Below are 18,098 nucleotides of genomic sequence, written 5' to 3' on the forward strand. Positions count from 1 at the left end.
CCCTTCGCGAGCGATCGCTACGCCGCCCGCGGCAAAGCCGAGCGCAGGCGGGACATCAGGGCGCGGCGTGCGGTCACGGGGAGCAGGTTTTGCACCTCGGCGGCAAGCGCGTATGCGTTTTCGCGCGCCTTGTCGAGATTGCTGACCCGGTTCGGGTCCATCATCTGCAGGGTGCCGCCGCACTCGAAGATTTCGCGATAGGCAACACGCTCCACGATCGGCGTATCGAGGACCGAAACGCCGCGCGAGGCGAGCAGCGCCTTGATCGTCTGCAGCGCCCGCGTCGTCACCAGCGAATTGACGCGCGTCAAGACGACCGAGTGGTTGATGCGCACCCTCGCCTTCTCGCCGATATGGCGGATAAGTTCAAGAATCTGTACGGCGCCACGCGCGTCCATGGCGCAGCCCTGAACCGGTATCAGCACATGATCGGACAGCCCCAGCGCCAACGCGACGATCGCGTCCTTGGCGCCGGCGAGATCGATGACGATGAAATCGGCCTCACCCTTGAGCTCGCGGATATGACAGGGAAGCGAAGCCGGAGTGACGTGCGAAATCACCTCGAGATTGGCGACACGGCCGGACACTTCGGACCAGCTCGTGATCCAGCGCTGCGGATCGGCGTCCAATACCACGACGCGATTCCCCTGCCTCGCCAGTTCCGTCGACAGGATCAGCGCCGCGGTCGTCTTTCCCGCACCGCCCTTTGCATTGGCGAATGTGATGACCGCCATTTCTCTCACCTCGTCCTTGCTCGTTTCCGGTCCGCCCAGCTTTGCCCGACGCGCGGTTTTCTTAATAGAACCTTGCAGAACATGGTTAACGAAATGGAAACTTTTGGCCCCCAAAAGTTAACCGGAGGACGCATTTTCCATTGAAGGGCAACGAAAAAGCCCGGAAAACATGGGTTTTCCGGGCTTGAAAAAATTAACGACGGCTCCCGTCAAATGCATTCTGCGAAGAGCTTTTTCGCGGCATCGAGCGTCAGTTCGACGGGATTGCCGCCGGCCGTCGGATCGACGATCGCCATCTCGGCCATCTCGTCGATACGGTCCGTGCCGACCCCGAGTGCGGAAAGTTTGTCCGGTACGCCGAGTTCCTCCCGGAGCCGCAGCACATAGTCGTAGAAACCGTCGAAGCCGCCCGCAATGCCGAGATAGGCGGCGGCGCGACCGATCTTTTCCTCGATCGCGGAGCGGTTGAACCGCAGGACCGGGGGCATCACCACGGCGTTGGTCATGCCGTGATGGGTGTTGTAGATCGCGCCGACGGGATGCGACAGCGAGTGGATCGCGCCGAGGCCCTTCTGGAACGCGACCGCCCCCATCGCCGCCGCGCTCATCATATTGGCACGGGCTTCGAGGTCCGCTCCGTCCTTATAGGCGCGCGGCAGGTATTCCTTGACGAGCCGCATGCCCTCGAGCGCGATCCCGGCCGACATCGGGTGATAGAAGGGGGACGAATAGGCTTCGAGGCAATGGGCAAAGGCATCCATGCCCGTGCCGGCGGTGATCACCTTGGGCATGCCGACCGTGAGTTCCGGATCGCAGATCGTGACGCCAGGCAGAAACTTCGGATGGAAGATCACCTTTTTCACGTGACTTGCCGAATTGGTGATGACGCTGGCGCGCCCCACTTCGGACCCGGTACCGGCGGTCGTCGGAACGGCGACGATCGGCGCGATACCTTCGACGCTCGCGCGGGTCCACCAGTCGCCGATATCCTCGAAATCCCAGACCGGCCGCGTCTGGCCGGCCATGAAGGCGACGCACTTGCCGAGGTCGAGGCCCGAGCCGCCGCCGAAGGCGACGACGCCGTCATGGCCGCCGTCACGGAACGCTTTCACGCCGGCTTCGAGGTTCCTGTCGTTGGGGTTCGGATCGACGTCCGCGAAGATCGCCCGTCCGAGGCCACCCGCTTCCAGAATATCGAGCGCCTGCTGCGTGATCGCCATCGGGGCAAGTCCGCGATCCGTTACGAGCAGCGGCTTCTTGATGCCGAGCGCCTTGCAGTGGTCGGCAAGCTCCTTGATCCGGCCGGCGCCGAATTTGACGGCGGTCGGATAGCTCCAGTTGGCGGTGATGGTCATGCGGTCACTTTCTTCAGGTGATAGGATTTCGGGCGGGTAAGGTTGTGGAAGCCCAGCACCGAGAGCGAGCCGCCCCGGCCGGTCTCCTTGACGCCGGTCCAGCACAGCGCCGGATCGAGATAGTCGGCGCGATTCATGAAAACCGTGCCGGTTTCGAGGTCACGCCCGATCCGTGCGGCGCGCTCCGCATCCTTCGTCCAGAGCGACGTGGTGAGACCGTACCGGCTGTCGTTCATCAATTCGATCGCCTCGGCGTCGCTCTTCACCTTCATGATGCCCACGGCCGGCCCGAAGGTCTCCTCGCGCATGAACTCCATAGAATGATCGACATCGACAAGGACCTGCGGCGCGAGATAGGCACCGCCATCGTCCTGCGGGAAGAGCTTCGGGTCGATCAGCGCCCTGGCACCCTTGGAGATCGCATCGGCGACCTGATTGCGCACGGTTGCAGCAAAGCGCTTGTTGGCCATCGGACCGAGCGTCGTCTCGGGATCGAGCGGATTGCCAAGCTTGTAATTGGAAACCCAGGCGACCGATTTCTCGACAAAGGCGTCATAGAGGGATTCATGCACATAGATGCGCTCGATGCCGCAGCAGCACTGGCCGGAATTGTAGGTCGCGCCGTCCATCAGCGTGTCGACGGCCGCGTCGAGGTCGGCATCCTCCATCACATAGCCAGGATCCTTGCCGCCGAGCTCGAGCCCCAGGCCGGTGAAGGTGCCGGCCGCCGCCCGCTCGATCGACCGGCCGCCTTCGACCGATCCGGTGAAGTTGATGAAGTCGAAGCTCTTGGCGGCAATCAGCGCCGCCGTCGTGTCGTGATCCAGGAACAGATTCTGGAAAACGTCCGCCGGAACGCCCGCCTCTATGAAGGCGCGCACCATGCGCTCGCCGACGAGAATCGTCTGGCTGGCGTGCTTGAGGATCACGGTATTGCCGGCCATCAGCGCCGGCGCGACCGTGTTGATCGCGGTCATATAGGGATAGTTCCACGGAGCGATGACGAAGACGACGCCATGCGGCTCGCGCGCGATGCGCCGTTCGAAGCGGTCGCTCTCCTCCACGACGAGCGGCTTCAGCGCGTCGGCCGCGATCGAGGCTACGTAATTGGAGCGCTCGTTGAATCCCTTGAATTCGCCGCCATAGCGCACCGGCCGGCCCATCTGCCAGGCGAGTTCCGGCACCACCTCGTCGACCATTTCGTTGAGGCGTGCGACGCCGGCAAGCACCAGCTTCACACGCTCATCGAGCGGGCGCCTGGCCCAGGCCTTCTGCGCGAGGCGCGCATGTGCCACGGCCTGCCTCGCCATCTCCAGCGGCATTGCCGGGCGCTCGGCATAAACCTCGCCGTCGACCGGCGAAACACATCGGATCATCGTCATGACCGTCTTCCTGTTCTCATTTCACAATGAATTCCCCCCCAACCCCTCCCCACAAGGGGGAGAGGCTAGTCGAGGCACCCTTTCCGCCACTCGAAGCGTCGCCATTTACGGAAACTTCGAGTTGGGCAAGATGGCGCCGCAGACTAAACCCCTCCCCCTTGTGGGAAGGGTTGGGGAGGGGTAAAGCCGCAAAAACCTACGCTCTTTCGAACCCGCGCGCGACCTCCCAGTCGGTCACCCGCCGATCATATTCCTGCTGCTCCCATTCTGCGGCGTGCACATAATGGTCTACGACCTCTTCGCCGAAAGCGGCGCGCAGCATCTTCGAGCCGGAGAGCGCCTCGCTCGCCTCTCTCAGCGTATGCGGGATCTCGCGCACCTCCTTGCCCTGATAGGCGTCGCCCACGAACGGCGCCTCCAGTTCCATCTTGTTCTCGATGCCGGCAATGCCGGCCGCGATCAGGGCGGCAAAGGCAAGATACGGATTGAGATCGGAGCCGCCGACGCGGCATTCGATGCGGATTGCCTTGCTGCCCTCGCCGCAGAGGCGATAGCCGGCGGTGCGGTTGTCCTTGCTCCAGATCGCCTTGGTCGGAGCGAAGGTACCGGCCATGAAGCGCTTGTAGGAGTTGATATAGGGCGCCAGGAAATAGGTGACCTCGCTCGCATGGGCGAGCTGACCGGCCACATAGTGGCGCATGAGCTCGGACATGCCGTACTGCCCGTTCTTGTCGAAGAACAGCGGCGTTTCCCCGTCCTTGCTCCAGAGCGACTGGTGGATGTGCGACGAGGAGCCGGCGGCCGAGTAGTTCCACTTGGCGAGGAAGGTGATCGCCTTGCCGCGCTGCCAGGCGATTTCCTTGCAGCCGTTCTTGATGATCGCATGCCGGTCGGCCATCGTCAGGGCGTCGGCGTAACGGACATTGATCTCCTCCTGGCCGGCGGACGCCTCGCCCTTGGAGTTCTCGACCGGGATCCCGGCTCCCTGAAGGCCGTTGCGGATCGCCCGCATCACATCCTCTTCCTTGGTCGTCTGGAAGATGTGGTAGTCCTCGTTGTAACCGCTGGCGAGCTGCAGGTCGCGATATCCCGAGAGCCGCGCATCGTCATAGGACTGATCGAAGAGGAAGAATTCGAGCTCGCTCGCCATATAGGCCTTGAAGCCCATGGCTTCGAGGCGCGCCACCTGCTTCTTCAGGATGGCGCGCGGCGAATGCGGCACCTCCGCATGCGTGTCATGGTCCAGCATGTCGCAGAGAACCAGCGCCGTGCCTTCGAGCCACGGAATGCGCCGGAGCGTCGAAAGGTCGGGCTTCATCGTGTAGTCGCCGTAACCTTTCTCCCAGCTCGTCGCCTTGTAGCCGGGCACGGTCTCCATCTCCATGTCCGTCGCAAGCAGGTAGTTGCAGCTATGCGTTTCCTTCCACGCGCTTTCCACGAAGTATTCCGCATGAAAACGCTTGCCCATCAGGCGGCCCTGCATGTCCACCTGGCAGGCGAGCACCGTGTCGATGCGCCCGGCGGCAACATCCTCTTTCAGTTCCTCGAACGAATAGCTCATGAAAGTGTCATCCCATGTTCGGCGCGGCCGTTCCCTTGAACCGCGAAACGAAGCGGGGATCGCGGTCGCGACCCCCACTCTCTTGTTATTGTTCAGGCTTCGCCGACCGCCTTTTCGGCAGCGGCAATCTCCGCCTGGCGGCGCGCAACCTCGTCGCCGATCGGCGGACCGCGGAAACGGCGGTTTTCGAAGGCGAACCAGATGATGCCCGTCACGATCAGGAAGCCGACGGTGATGTAGAGCGCCCAATCGTTCGGCGGCTGAATGCCGAGGACGAAGATCAGCACCATGGCGACGATAGAAAGGATCGCGAAGAGCTTGAACATGCCCTCACCGAGATTCCACGGCCCCATCTTGTCCCACTTCGAGGTTCCCCAGGCGAACAGACCCAGGGTGATCGGGATCGCGAAGGAGAAGAAGAGGAAGATGACGGTGCAGGAGACGACGATCGTGTAAACCGGCGTGTCGCCGATGGAGACGAGCGACGATCCCCAGACGAAGAGCACCGCAAGAATGGAGCCCGTCCAGATGGCCGCCACAGGGGTGCGATAGGTCGGGCTCACCTTTGAAAGAGCCTTGGAAGCCGGCAGGCCGCCGTCCCGCGAGAAGGCGAAGATCATGCGGGAAACCGAGGTAACCGTCGCCAGCCCGCACAGCCACTGACTGACGAAAATGGCGAGGTAGAGAACGTCCTTGATGATCGGATTGACCTGCGCATCCATCGCCCAGAAGAACACGTTCCAGCCCTGCTTGGCCGCCTCGTCCATGTCAGGAATCATCAACACGAAGGAGCAAAGCATGATGTAGCCGAAAAGAGCCGCCCAGAGCACCGAGGAGATCATGCCGCGCGGCACGGAATGTGCGGCCTTCACCGTTTCCTCCGAGGTGTGGGCCGACGCGTCATAGCCGGTGATCGTGTAGATCGGCAGCAGCAGCCCGAGAAGGAACACCCAGGTTCCCGAGGTTTGCGGCCACACATTGCCGCCCGTCTCGCCCGAATAATTGGAGAAGGTGAAAAGGCGGCTGATCTCGTAAGTGTCGGCAGCGGCAAGGCAGACCAGCGCCAGGAGAATGGCGGTAACGAAGATCAGATAGCCCGAGAAGTCGGTGAGTTTCGCCGTCAGTCCGATGCCCATATGGTTTACCAGCGCCTGCGCGCCGGTGATGATCGCCAGGAAGACGATGCGCGTCATCGTCGTGTCCTCGAGACCGAAGTAAGGCGTTCCGAACGAGCCCATGAAGAAATAATAGGTGCCGACATTGATGGCGCCGAGAACGGTGACCAGACCGAGCAAATTGAACCATGCGGTCAGCCAGCCGGTAAAGCGGTTGCCGAGGATCGAACCCCAGTGATAGAGGCCGCCGGCGGTCGGATAGGCCGAGCTGATCTGCGCCATGGCGACCGCGAAGACGAACGAGATGAAGCATCCGAGCGGCCAGCCGATGCCGATCGCGGCGCCTCCCGCCCCGGATGTCGCCTGCGCCAGCGAGTTGATGCCGCCCGACAGAATGCAGATGATCGAGAAGGAGACGGCGAAATTCGAGAACTGGCTCATTCGCCGTTCGAGTTCCTGGGCATAGCCCATCGAATGCAGGATCTGCATATCCTGCTTCTTATCGACTTCGGTGTAGTCTGACATCCTTTTCCCCTGTTTCTCCAAGACCCGCCGCGCCATTGCGGAAGATCATGTCACCCTGCTCCGGAAACCGGAGCAGCACCGCGGCTTTGGCCGCTCCCCCAGGGTCTTCTAGTGCGCCGGAAGGGCAGCTACGCTCTTCGCGAGCAGCCCCGCCAGATAATCGGCCATGACCCTTTGGCCGATTTTATCGCGGATGAGATCGTTGCGGATCTCGATCATGACGTTCGGCACGCTGAAGCGGATGCCGTATTCGATCAGGCTGTGCGTCACACCGTCGGCCGGCCCGTAAGGCTCGTTGCGGCGGACGTCGTATCCCGCCTCGCCGATGGCTGCGGCGGCAAGCATGCCGTCTGCGAGCCGGCCGTCGGCATCGTGCAGAATGCCTAACTCGACTGTCCGCGGCTTGCCGAAATAGATCGGAGTGAAACTATGCATCGTCACGAGAACCGGCCGCCTGCCCGCGGCCTTGCGGTCTGCAACCGCGCGCGTGACGGCCTCGTGAAACGGCAGATAGATCTCCTCCACCCGCGAACGCCGCTCTGCCGCCGACATGCTCCTGTTGCCGGGCACGTCATAGACTTCGCTGAGAACAGGCATCGCCGCGTCGGACTCCGGCGGCCTGTTGCAGTCATAGGCGAGCCGCGAAAAGCGTTGGTGGATCAGCGTGCCGTCGAGCTTCTCGCAGAGCAATCGGGAGACCGCCAGTGCGCCGGGATCCCAGGCGACATGACTCTCGAGCGCCTCTTTCGAGAGCCCGAGCGTTCCCAAACTCTCGGGCATGCGGTTCGAGGCATGCTCGCAGACGAAGAGGAATTCTCCCTTCGCTTGCGCATTCTCGATCGCGACCGGGTCGCCCTCTGCCTCAGTCAAAAGTCCCGTCAAAACCGGCTCCCCAATGCCTCGTCAGACGATGATTGTGAAGAGAATTCTTCACGAATCGGCAGGTGTCAATGGAAAACTGAAACGATCTTTTCAAAATTGCGATTGACTCCGATTGTGACAGCGATGTTTAATTTCTTACAAGCTGGCAAAGACCGGCCGAGGGGCGAACATTGAACGGCAACACGGCTTCCATGACGGTGTCGGATGTGATCAACGCACATTTCGCCGCGCTGACGCGCGCCGAAAGGCAGTTGGCGGAGACACTTCTCGACAACTACCCGGTCTCCGGTCTCGGTTCGATCACCACGGTCGCCGAGAACGCCGGCGTTTCGACGCCGACGGTCGCCCGCATGGTCCAGAAACTCGGTTTTCGCGGTTTCCCGGATTTCCAGGCGCGGCTCCACCAGGAGCTCGAGGCGACGATCTCCAATCCCATCGCGAAACATGATCGCTGGGCGGCCAGCGCGCCGGGAACCCATACGCTTAACCGCTTCGCCGATGCGATCATGGGCAATATGCGCCAGACGCTGTCGCAGATCGAGCCGGCGGAGTTCGACACGGCCGCAGCACTCGTCGCCGACCTGAAACGCAAGGTCTATCTCGTCGGCGGGCGCATCACCCGCTCGATTGCGGACTATCTCTTCACCCATCTCCAGGTCATCCGCACCGGGGTGACGCAGATCGCCGCCAATCCGAGTTCGTGGCCGCACTACGTGCTCGACATGAAGGCGGGAGACGTCCTGATCCTGTTCGATATCCGCCGCTACGAGCAGGAGATGGAAACGCTCGCCCGCTTCGCCCGCAACCGCGGCGTCGAGATCATCCTTTTTACCGACCAGTGGGGCTCTCCCGTCGCCAAGTCTTCGTCCAAGGTCTTCCGCGCCCGGATCGAGGTTCCCTCGGCCTGGGACAGTTCGGTCATGCTGCTCTTCCTCGTGGAGGCGCTGGTCGAGGCCGTGCAGAGCTCGAACTGGGATGAAACCCGGGGCCGGATGAAGACGCTGGAGGGCCTTTTCGATTCGACCCGCATTTTCCGAAAGCCGGTCTAGGAGGGCTCCGGCGGCTTGAATTCCTGATGGAAGAGCATTCAGGCGACTTTCGAATGCAACCGGGGCGGATTGATCCGAAGCCGACATATCTGCCGCAGACGGGACAAAGCCTGTCACATAGGCTTCATCGCATATCTTTAACTGCATCGGCGAAATTGACTGAAAACCCAATAAGGAGAACGCCAGTGATTTCAAGGACTCAACGCCTGCTCTCGCTTTCGACCGCCATGCTGCTCGCAACCACGGCAGCAGCCGTTGCCGAGCCGAGCGAAGAGCTCATCGCAGCCGCCAAGAAGGAAGGCACGCTGACGACAATCGCGCTCCCGCACAATTGGTGCGGGTACGGCGACGTGATCGCCGGCTTCAAGGCCAAATACGGCATCGAAGTCAACGAACTGAACCCGGATGCGGGCTCCGGCGACGAGATCGAGGCGATCAAGGCCAACAAGGGCAACACCGGCCCGCAGGCCCCCGACGTCATCGACGTCGGCCTCTCTTTCGGCCCCTCGGCCAAGGCCGAAGGCCTGATTCAACCCTATAAAGTGTCGACCTGGGACACGATCCCGGACACGGCCAAGGATCCGGAAGGCTATTGGTACGGCGACTATTACGGCGTTCTCTCCTTCGTGGTGAACACCGATATCGTCAAGGACGTGCCGAAGGACTGGGCGGACCTCAAGAAGTCCGACTATGCGAACTCGGTCGCACTCGCCGGCGATCCGCGCGCATCCAACCAGGCGGTGCAGGCGGTCTACGCCGCCGGCCTTGCGGCCGGTGAAACGGATGCGGCCAAGGCCGGCGAAGCCGGCCTGGCGTTCTTCGCCGAGGTCAACAAGGCCGGCAACTTCGTCCCGGTCATCGGCAAGTCCGCCTCGCTTGCGCAGGGCTCGACGCCGATCATCATCGCCTGGGACTATAACGGCCTCTCCTGGCGCGACAGCCTGAACGGCAACCCGCCGGTCGAAGTCGTCGTCCCGGCCTCCGGCGTCGTCGCCGGCGTCTATGTGCAGGCGATCTCCGCCTTCGCTCCGCATCCGAACGCCGCCAAGCTCTGGATGGAGTATCTCTATTCGGACGAAGGTCAGCTCGGCTGGCTGAAGGGCTATTGCCACCCGATCCGCTTCAACGACCTCGTCAAGAACGGCAAGGTTCCGAAGGAGATGCTCGACAAGCTGCCGCCGGCCGAATCCTACGAAAAGGCCGTGTTCCCGACACTCGACGAGCAGGCCAAGGGCAAGGAAGCGATCACCACCAAGTGGGATAGCGTCGTCGGCGCGAGCGTGCAGTAACTGCCATTGCGTGCCTCCCCGCCTCATACGTGGCGGGGAGGTCATTTTCCTCCGATGCCGGGACAGCCGAAAGCTTTATGACCACGACAACAGCAGCAGCACCTCTGATCAGCAAACGAGCGATTATCGACTGGCTGGGTATTGCACCCTTCATGATTTTCGCGCTGATGTTCCTGGTCGTCCCGACGCTCTATCTCGTCACCGGCGCCTTTCTGACGCCGGCGGGCGAATTCACCTTCAAGAACATCGCCGACCTCTTCACCCCGTCGATCCTCTCCGCCTACTGGATCTCGATCCGGGTGTCGGTCGCCTCCTCGCTCGGCGGCGCCCTCATCGGCTTCTTTCTTGCCTGGGCCATCGTGCTCGGCGGCATGCCGAAGTGGATCCGTTCCGGCCTCCTTACCTTTTCCGGCGTCGCTTCCAACTTCGCGGGCGTTCCGCTCGCCTTCGCCTTTCTCGCGACCCTCGGCCGCACCGGGCTCGTCACTGTGTTTCTGCGCGACTGGTTCGGCTTCAACCTCTATTCGACCGGCTTCAACCTCCTGAGCTTCCTCGGCCTCACCATCACCTACATGTATTTCCAGATCCCGCTGATGGTTCTGATCCTGACGCCGGCGCTGGACGGCATGAAGAAGGAATGGCGCGAAGCTTCCGAGATTCTCGGCGCCTCCACCTGGCAATATTGGCGCATGGTGGCGTTGCCGATCCTCTGGCCGAGCCTGCTCGGCACGACGCTCCTGCTCTTCGCCAACGCCTTCGGCGCGATCGCCACCGCCTACGCGCTGACCGGCAGTTCGCTCAATATCGTGCCGATCCTGCTCTATGCGCAGATCCGCGGCGACGTGCTCCATAATCCGAACCTTGGCTATGCGCTGGCGCTCGGCATGATCGTCATCACCGGCATCTCCAATATTCTCTACATCTGGCTGCGGATGCGCGCCGAACGGTGGCAGAAATGAAGGCAAGACGTCTCGGCGCCTGGATCGCCATCGCCATCGGGGCGAGCTATTTCATCATTCCGCTGCTCGGCACGCTGGAATTCTCGCTGCGCATGCGCCGCAATGCCTATTCCTTCGACGCCTACCGGTCGGTCTTCTCCGACTTCCAGTTTCGCGAGACCTTCGGCTATTCGATGCTGATGGCGTTTTTCACGATCATCTTCGGCATGCTGCTGGTGGTGCCGACCGCCTATTGGGTGCGGCTGCGCCTGCCGCAGGTCCGCCCCGTCATCGAGTTCATCACCCTGCTGCCGCTCGTCATTCCTGCGATCGTCATCGTCTTCGGTTATCTCAGACTCTATAATTCCTCATCGTTCCTGCCGCTGACCGGCTCCACTTCAGGCACCAACGCGCTCCTGATGTTCTCCTACATGACGCTGTCTCTTCCCTATATGTACCGCGCCGTCGACACGGCGATGCGGGCCATCGATGTCAGGACGCTGACGGAGGCCGCGGAAAGCCTTGGCGCCAAGTGGCCGACCATCCTATTCCGCTGCATTTTCCCGAATGTGATGAGCGGCGTGCTTTCCGGGGCCTTCATCACCTTCGCGATCGTCATGGGCGAATTCACTATGGCGGCGCTGCTCAACCGCCCCGCCTTCGGCCCCTATCTGCAGCTCGTCGGCGCCAACAAGGCCTATGAGCCTTCGGCGCTCGCCGTCATCGCATTCGCGATCACCTGGCTCAGCATGGGACTGATCCAGCTCGTGTCGCGCTTCCAGAAATCCGCTCCGGCCAAGGCTTGATCACATGGCATTCCTGCAATTGACCAATATTCAGAAATCCTTCGGCCCGGTTCAGGTCGTGCATAATTTCGACATGGGGATCGACAAGGGCGAGTTCGTCTCCTTTCTCGGCCCCTCCGGCTGCGGCAAGACGACCATCCTGCGCATGATTGCCGGCTTCGAGACCCCGTCCGGCGGCTCGATCTTCATCGATGGCAAGGACCAGGGTGCGCTGAAGCCGAACCAGCGCAATATCGGCATGGTGTTCCAGGCCTATGCGCTCTTTCCCAACATGAATGTCCACGACAATGTCGCCTTCGGCCTCAAGGTCGCCGGCGCCTCCAAAACGGAGATCGAGGCACGGGTTAAGCAGATGCTCGGGCTGATCAAGCTCGAGCATCTGGCGGACCGCTTCCCCTATCAATTGTCCGGCGGACAACAGCAGCGCGTGGCGCTTGCCCGCGCCCTCGCCGTCAAGCCGCAGGTGCTGCTCCTCGACGAGCCGCTCTCCGCGCTCGATGCAAAGATCCGCATCTCGCTGCGGGAGGAGATCCGCCAGATCCAGCAGCAGCTCGGCATCACCACGGTATTCGTGACGCACGACCAGGAGGAGGCACTGTCGATCTCCGACCGGATCGTCGTCATGAATGCCGGCCGCGCCGATCAGATCGGCACCCCTTTCGAGATCTACAACACCCCGGCGACACGCTTCGTCGCCTCCTTCGTCGGCACGCTCAACATCATCGAGGGCAAGGTGGCCGATCCCGCAAGCGGCGCAGTCACCATCGGCGGGCAGCGCATTTCACTGAAAGAGCCGATTGCCGGGGCAAAAGGCGGCGACAGCATCTCGCTGGCACTCAGGCCGGAAGCAGGCTCGATCGCCGAGGGCGCCAGGGGCGATACCGCACTTCCGGGCGAAGTGGTATCGAGGAGCTTTCTCGGCTCCGTCATCCGCACCAAGCTGCGGGTCGGCCAAGACATAATCTCCTTCGATATGTTCAACGATCCGGGCATGACCCCACCGGTCGCCGGCGAGAGCGTCACGCTGCGTTTCGCGGCAAAGGACCTGCTCGTCATCCGCGAATAGAGGCGGCCGGAATGAATTGTTCAGGGGCGTGAAATCCTTGGAAAATTCTGTCGTGATTTTTCGCTTTCACGTCGCAGCACAGATTTGACGGCGGCGAAACAGCCGCTATAGTCGCAAGCGTTCTCAGGGCGGGGTGAAATTCCCCACCGGCGGTAGCGAACACAGGATCGGGAATGGTCGGTGGTCGGAGCCCGCGAGCGCTTCGCATTTTCGTGCGAAGGTCAGCAGATCCGGTCGAATTCCGGAGCCGACGGTTATAGTCCGGATGGAAGAGAGCAAGCAGAAGCGTCGCCCCTCCCCGGGGTCTTCGCGCATGCATGTTCGCCCGACGGGATCATTGGAAAAATGCCAACCCTGAAAGGCTTGAGACCATGACCATACTTTCCCACCCCTCCGCCAAAATTGCCATCGTCCGCGCCCGCTGGCACGCCGATATCGTCGACCGTTGCGTCGACGCCTTCGTCGCGCAATGGACGAAACTCGGCGGCAGCGCCGCCGATGTCGAGATCTTCGACGTGCCGGGAGCGCTCGAAATCCCGCTGCATGCGCAGGCGCTCGCCAGGACCGGCCGCTACGCGGCGATCCTTGGCACTGCCTTCGTCGTCAATGGCGGCATCTATCGCCACGACTTCGTCTCCGGCACGGTGCTCGACGGCATGATGCGCGTCCAGCTCGATACCGACGTGCCGGTGCTCTCCGCGGTGCTGACACCCCACAACTTCCAGGAAAGCGAGCCGCTGATCGCCTTCTTCCGCGACCATTTCGTCATCAAGGGCGAGGAAGCCGCGAATGCCTGCGCGCAGATTCTCGATGCGCGTGCGAAGCTTGCGCTGGTCGACGCCTGAACGGTGCTGCCCCTCATCCGGCCTGCCGGCCACCTTCTCCCCGCAGGCGGGGCGAAGGAGACTCGCGGCAGCCCTCCGGCATTCCAAGGCGCGCGGCCGGCATGGCCGCGCGCCTTTGCATTGAAGCGATTGAAAACCCGCGCGTTGCGCGCTAATAAACTTGACTTAAATGAGAAGGATTGTTGCGGTTTTGCCTTGTAGCCGGCAGGACCGGAGAAAGCGACGATGACATTCCAGCCGCGCATGCAGAACAGGATAAGCGGGTTTTCGATCATAGGCGGCCTCAACCGTCGAGAGTGGAATGGTGTGGTTGCGGACGTCTGGGACGTGGAATGCGTTCCGCATGCGGGCGGCTATTATGTCGCCGAGGACCCCCGCATGTTCATCGTGCTCGATGCCAGGGGCGGCGGCAATTGCAGGGTGAAGCTCGCCGCGAACGGCAAGGGTGCCGTCCAGAACTATCATCGGCAGGCCCTCTCCTATATTCCGGCCGGAATGGAGCTCTGGACCGATGTCGTGGACATCCATTACATCCGGCATCTCGATCTTCACTTCGACGTCGATGCGCTCGGCAGGCGCCTGAAGGAAGACCTGGACGCCGCGGCAATCGAGACGCCCCGGCTGATGTTCCAGGACGAACGCTTCCTCACGCTTGCCGGGCTGATCGCGGCCGAGTGCCTCAATCCCCAGCCCCTCCACGATCTTTACGGCGACAGTCTTACGGTGGCGCTTTTCATCGATCTCATGAAGATCGGCAAGCGAAGCGGCCGCAAGCGCAGCCAGCTTGCGGCGTGGCAATTGCGGCGGGCGGTCGATTTCATCGAGGAGAATTTCGCCCGTAATGTCCGGCTCGAGGAGCTCGCCGGCCTCACGGGCCTCTCCCAATCGCACTTCAGCCACGCCTTCAAGGCTTCGACGGGTGTCGCGCCTCACCAGTGGCACATCAATGCGCGGGTCGAACGGGCAAAGCAGATGCTGCTCAGGAGCGACGCCCCGCTGACCTCGATTGCCGCCGAGACGGGTTTTGCCGATCAGGCGCACTTCACCCGTGTGTTCCGCAAGGCAGTCGGCACGACTCCGGCCCTCTGGAAGAAAAGTCACACCGCCTGACGAGTCCGCCGGCACCGCGCAGTTTTGCCCAAAATCGTTCAATTTCCTGATATCGGGACAAGCGCCGCCAAAATAGTTGATCTAGACACTCATCTTATCGTTGACAGTACCGGTCACGCGGGGCAACGGCGGGACCGGCCGATTTCGGGGCATGAATGAGATGAAGTGCAGGATCCGCGGGGCGCATCTGAAGACTCTTTTGGCGAGCGGAGTTGCGCTCGCGCCGCTGATGATGAGCGGAATCGCGCTGGCGCAGGAGGGAAACGCCACGCAGCTCGAGCGAATCGTCGTCGAGGGCGGCAATGCGGCCGGCGCCAGCGCGACCGGACCGGTGGACGGCTACGTCGCAAAGGCGACCGCGACCGGGTCGAAGACCGCCATGCCGCTCAACGAAATCCCCCAGTCGGTCTCCGTCGTCGGGCGTGAGGAACTGGACGACCGCGCCGTGGTCAACAAGGTCGATGAAGCATTGCGCTATACGCCGGGCGTCCTGTCGGCACCATTCGGCACCGACCCGGATACGGACTGGTTCTACATCCGCGGCTTCGATGCGGCACAGACGGGCCTCTTCCTCGACGGACTGCCGCTCTTCAGCTTCGGCTTCGGGAACTTCCAGATCGACCCCTTCATGCTGGAGCGAATCGAGGTGCTCAAAGGGCCTGCCTCCGTGCTTTATGGCGGGTCCAATCCGGGCGGCATCATCAACCTGATCAGCAAGCGGCCGCTTGACGAGCCGCTCTACTACACCGAGCTCGGCATCAACAGCAACGGCAATGCCTTCACCGGCTTCGACGTGAACGACAAGCTGAACGATGACGGAACGGTTCGCTACCGCCTCACCGGCAAGGTCGCCGGCGGCGACAACTATTCGGACTATTCCGAAGATCTGCGCGGTTTCATCCTTCCTCAGGTAACCTATGCGCCCGATGGCGCAACCAGCCTGACCGTCTTCGGCCTGCTTCAGGGCCTCGATCAGGTCCATGTCGGCAACGGCTTCCTGCCCTATGTCGGAACCGTCGAAGACGCGCCCTTCGGCAAGATCGACCGGGATGCCTATTACAGCGAGCCTGATATCGACGAGGGCAGCTATACGCAGCAGATGCTCGGCTACGAGTTCAAGCACGACTTCGACAATGGCTGGACCTTCACCCAGAACGCGCGCTACGCCAATCTTCACAAACACGAGAAGTACCCGTACACCTATGGCTATGTCGGCGGCGCACCTACCGGCCCGGACTTCCTCCTGAACCGCATCGGCTTCGAGGCGACGTCGAAAGTCGACAGCTTCTCGATCGACAACCGGACGGAAACGGATTTCGATCTCGGCGCCACGACCCACACCTTCCTCGCCGGCCTCGATTACAAATACTACCGGCTCGACCATATTCAGGCATGCTGCGGCGCGACCCCGATCAGCGCAACCAATCCGGTCTACGGCACACCTCAGGGTGCAAATTTCGTATATCTCGATCAGATCGTCACGCAGCAGCAGATCGGCCTCTACGCACAGGACCAGATTCGTTTTGGCGACGGCTGGCTGGTTACGCTCAACGGCCGCTACGACTATGTGGACACCAAATCCGACGCCGCGATCGGCACGAGCTACGAATCGAATGACGGTGCCTTCAGTGGCCGTGCCGGCCTCGCTTACGAGTTCGACAACGGCCTCACGCCCTATGTAAGCGCTGCGACTTTCTTCAATCCGCTGGTCGGCACGGGCACGAGCGATCCATCGGATCCGACGAATCCGGCAAAGATGGTCGCGCTCGAGCCGGAGGAAGGCTATCAATACGAGGCGGGCGTCAAATACGAGCCCTCCTTTATCGACGGGCTGTTGACTGCATCAGTCTTCCAGATAACCAAGCAGAACGTCTCAATTGCCGTTCCCGGCTTCTTCGTCAACTCGCAGCTTGGCGAGGTCCGTTCGAGAGGCGTCGAACTCGAGGGCAAGATCAATCTCAATACCGACTGGAAGATCATAAGCGCCTTCTCCTATACCGATCTCGAGGTCACGGAAGATCTCAACGCCAGTCTCATCGGCAATACACCGGTTCTCATTCCCGAAACACAGGCGTCGCTGTGGCTCGACTACACGGTTGCGAACGGCACGTTCGAGGGCGTGAGCCTCGGCGCCGGCGTGCGCTACCAGGGGGAATCCTGGGCCGACGCGGAGAACACGAAGAAAGTCCCCGCTGCGACGCTCGTGGATGCCGCTATCCGCTACGAGAAGAACGACTGGACGGCGTCGCTCAACGTCGCCAACCTGTTCGACAAGGAATATGTTGCGGGTTGCCAGGGTCTCCAGACCTGCGGCTATGGCGAAAGCCGGACTTTCACGCTGAAGCTTAGCAAGAAGTGGTAAAGGGCGGGACCTCCCCTCATCCGGCCTGCCGGCCACCTTCTCCCCGCAAGCGGGGCGAAGGGGACTCGCGGCCTCGCGGCTTGTCCCTTCTCCCCGTCAAAAATGCTACGGCATGCACATATCTCTTGCGCGCCGGTGCGGCGGATACTGCTCATGAAAGGGATCCCTCGGGAACCCAACCGCCTCAACCCCCGCTCGGTCGGGCTTGCCCCTCAACCGGCTGCCGCCACCTTCTCCCCGCAGGCGGGGAGAAGGGATATGCCGCGCCCGCTCGCTCCCTCGGGCGGGCGGTGAATGCGGGGTTCAGTCGGCGCCGCTTGTCCCTTCTCCCCGCCTGCGGGGAGAAGGTGCCGGCAGGCGGTTGAGGGGCGGGTGACCGCTAATGCCAATGTTAGCGCATACGGGTTTGATCCCAAGGACCCATCCCCAAGCCTCGCCACTGCTGGATACAGATGCCGCCACTCCGGAGTAAATCCGCGAAGGGCCGGACAACAAGAGATATGTGCATGCCGTAGCGTCAAAAACGGGGAGCACCCGGCACACCGCCCCCCCAACGAAAACACCCGGCATTGCTGCCGGGCGTCTCGCTGCGTGCGCATGAGGGAGGATCAGCATGCGCGGCAGAATTCGCGACCGTTACTTCGCCTGATCCAGGCGGTCGATCGCTTCGACATTTGCCGCCGACGGACCGTTGGGGTCGAACTCGGAGGCGAGCCACGTATCGACGATCGATTTCGCCAGTTCCGGGCCGATGACGCGCGCGCCCATGGTGATGATCTGGGCGTTGTTGGATTTGGCCGCCCGCTCGGCGGAATAGGTGTCGTGCGTCAGCGCGGCGCGGATGCCGGGCACCTTGTTGGCCGAGATGCACACGCCGATGCCGGTGCCGCAGATCAGAATACCGCGTTCGTTTTCGCCGGCCGTGATCGTCTGGGCCAGGTCGCGGGAGAGATCGGCATAGTAGCCGGTCTGACTCAGGTCCTTGACTTCGAGATCGCTTCTCTTGGCGAGATGCGCGGCGATGACGTCGAGCAGGGGCTTGCCGGCGCTGTCGGCTCCAATCGCGATTTTCATGTCGT

15 protein-coding genes and 1 riboswitch are annotated in these 18,098 nt (G+C 62.0%); of the genes, 8 read left to right on the top strand and 7 right to left on the bottom strand.

Going from position 1 to position 18,098, the window contains the following annotated elements; genetic code table 11:
• Positions 1–17 precede the first annotated feature (17 nt).
• The 6 genes from PZL22_RS12715 to PZL22_RS12740 all read right to left on the bottom strand — a co-directional run bounded on the left by PZL22_RS12715 (position 18) and on the right by PZL22_RS12740 (position 7,554).
• A complete protein-coding gene (locus tag PZL22_RS12715) occupies positions 18–734 on the bottom strand; it encodes an AAA family ATPase (RefSeq protein ID WP_003529183.1) in 717 nt (238 codons plus the stop codon).
• 209 nt (positions 735–943) lie between these two features.
• Positions 944–2,089 carry an iron-containing alcohol dehydrogenase gene (locus tag PZL22_RS12720; RefSeq protein WP_003529184.1) on the bottom strand — a complete coding sequence of 382 codons (1,146 nt, stop codon included), beginning with the start codon at positions 2,087–2,089 and terminating at the stop codon, positions 944–946.
• Entirely contained in the window at positions 2,086–3,471 is a 1,386-nt protein-coding gene (locus tag PZL22_RS12725; RefSeq protein WP_003529185.1) for an aldehyde dehydrogenase family protein, read from the bottom strand. The genes PZL22_RS12720 and PZL22_RS12725 overlap by 4 nt, the downstream gene beginning before the upstream one ends.
• Positions 3,472–3,667: 196 nt before the next feature.
• Entirely contained in the window at positions 3,668–5,032 is a 1,365-nt protein-coding gene (locus tag PZL22_RS12730) for a glutamine synthetase family protein (RefSeq protein ID WP_003529186.1), read from the bottom strand.
• 92 nt (positions 5,033–5,124) lie between these two features.
• Positions 5,125–6,672, bottom strand: coding sequence for an amino acid permease (locus tag PZL22_RS12735; protein ID WP_003529187.1), 1,548 nt, complete (start codon positions 6,670–6,672; stop codon positions 5,125–5,127).
• Positions 6,673–6,780: 108 nt separating this feature from the next.
• Complete coding sequence (locus PZL22_RS12740; RefSeq protein WP_003529189.1) at positions 6,781–7,554, bottom strand: N-formylglutamate amidohydrolase; 774 nt, start codon at positions 7,552–7,554, stop codon at positions 6,781–6,783.
• A gap of 170 nt (positions 7,555–7,724) precedes the next feature.
• On the opposite strand from PZL22_RS12740, the gene PZL22_RS12745 reads away from it, so the two are divergent.
• The 8 genes from PZL22_RS12745 (at position 7,725) to PZL22_RS12780 (ending at position 17,019) form a co-directional block, all read left to right on the top strand.
• On the top strand, positions 7,725–8,603 hold the full coding sequence (locus tag PZL22_RS12745; protein WP_003529191.1) for a MurR/RpiR family transcriptional regulator: 879 nt from the start codon (positions 7,725–7,727) through the stop codon (positions 8,601–8,603).
• A gap of 185 nt (positions 8,604–8,788) precedes the next feature.
• Entirely contained in the window at positions 8,789–9,892 is a 1,104-nt protein-coding gene (locus PZL22_RS12750; protein WP_003529193.1) for an ABC transporter substrate-binding protein, read from the top strand.
• A gap of 77 nt (positions 9,893–9,969) precedes the next feature.
• Entirely contained in the window at positions 9,970–10,851 is an 882-nt protein-coding gene (locus PZL22_RS12755) for an ABC transporter permease (protein WP_003529194.1), read from the top strand.
• Positions 10,848–11,636 (top strand): ABC transporter permease, encoded by a 789-nt coding sequence (locus PZL22_RS12760; protein ID WP_003529195.1) that lies wholly within the window; start codon positions 10,848–10,850, stop codon positions 11,634–11,636. Before PZL22_RS12755 ends, PZL22_RS12760 begins: the two co-directional genes overlap by 4 nt.
• 4 nt (positions 11,637–11,640) lie before the next feature.
• On the top strand, positions 11,641–12,702 hold the full coding sequence (locus PZL22_RS12765; RefSeq protein WP_003529197.1) for an ABC transporter ATP-binding protein: 1,062 nt from the start codon (positions 11,641–11,643) through the stop codon (positions 12,700–12,702).
• Positions 12,703–12,817: 115 nt separating this feature from the next.
• Positions 12,818–12,983, top strand: a riboswitch (FMN riboswitch).
• Between the two features lie 90 nt (positions 12,984–13,073).
• Positions 13,074–13,547, top strand: coding sequence for a 6,7-dimethyl-8-ribityllumazine synthase (locus tag PZL22_RS12770; RefSeq protein WP_003529198.1), 474 nt, complete (start codon positions 13,074–13,076; stop codon positions 13,545–13,547).
• A 225-nt stretch (positions 13,548–13,772) separates the two neighbouring features.
• Positions 13,773–14,657, top strand: a complete 885-nt coding sequence (locus PZL22_RS12775) for an AraC family transcriptional regulator (RefSeq protein ID WP_003529200.1) — start codon at positions 13,773–13,775, stop codon at positions 14,655–14,657.
• A 151-nt stretch (positions 14,658–14,808) separates the two neighbouring features.
• On the top strand, positions 14,809–17,019 hold the full coding sequence (locus PZL22_RS12780) for a TonB-dependent siderophore receptor (protein WP_003529202.1): 2,211 nt from the start codon (positions 14,809–14,811) through the stop codon (positions 17,017–17,019).
• A 636-nt stretch (positions 17,020–17,655) separates the two neighbouring features.
• Here the strand turns inward: PZL22_RS12780 and derI are convergent.
• The gene (gene derI / locus PZL22_RS12785; RefSeq protein WP_003537271.1) at positions 17,656–18,093 is read right to left on the bottom strand and encodes a D-erythrulose-4-phosphate isomerase; all 438 of its coding nucleotides are present in this window, start codon (positions 18,091–18,093) and stop codon (positions 17,656–17,658) included.
• Positions 18,094–18,098: the final 5 nt, after the last annotated feature.

It is taken from the genome of Ensifer meliloti (assembly GCF_030064585.1).
Lineage (GTDB): Bacteria > Pseudomonadota > Alphaproteobacteria > Rhizobiales > Rhizobiaceae > Sinorhizobium > Sinorhizobium meliloti.

Coding starts and splice junctions, on each gene's coding strand:
- PZL22_RS12715 (WP_003529183.1), bottom strand. CDS start 734: ATGGCGGTCATCACATTCGCCAATGCAAAGGGCGGTGCGGGAAAGACG.
- PZL22_RS12720 (WP_003529184.1), bottom strand. CDS start 2,089: ATGACCATCACCGCCAACTGGAGCTATCCGACCGCCGTCAAATTCGGC.
- PZL22_RS12725 (WP_003529185.1), bottom strand. CDS start 3,471: ATGACGATGATCCGATGTGTTTCGCCGGTCGACGGCGAGGTTTATGCC.
- PZL22_RS12730 (WP_003529186.1), bottom strand. CDS start 5,032: ATGAGCTATTCGTTCGAGGAACTGAAAGAGGATGTTGCCGCCGGGCGC.
- PZL22_RS12735 (WP_003529187.1), bottom strand. CDS start 6,672: ATGTCAGACTACACCGAAGTCGATAAGAAGCAGGATATGCAGATCCTG.
- PZL22_RS12755 (WP_003529194.1), top strand. CDS start 9,970: ATGACCACGACAACAGCAGCAGCACCTCTGATCAGCAAACGAGCGATT.
- PZL22_RS12760 (WP_003529195.1), top strand. CDS start 10,848: ATGAAGGCAAGACGTCTCGGCGCCTGGATCGCCATCGCCATCGGGGCG.
- PZL22_RS12765 (WP_003529197.1), top strand. CDS start 11,641: ATGGCATTCCTGCAATTGACCAATATTCAGAAATCCTTCGGCCCGGTT.
- PZL22_RS12770 (WP_003529198.1), top strand. CDS start 13,074: ATGACCATACTTTCCCACCCCTCCGCCAAAATTGCCATCGTCCGCGCC.
- PZL22_RS12775 (WP_003529200.1), top strand. CDS start 13,773: ATGACATTCCAGCCGCGCATGCAGAACAGGATAAGCGGGTTTTCGATC.
- PZL22_RS12780 (WP_003529202.1), top strand. CDS start 14,809: ATGAATGAGATGAAGTGCAGGATCCGCGGGGCGCATCTGAAGACTCTT.
- derI (WP_003537271.1), bottom strand. CDS start 18,093: ATGAAAATCGCGATTGGAGCCGACAGCGCCGGCAAGCCCCTGCTCGAC.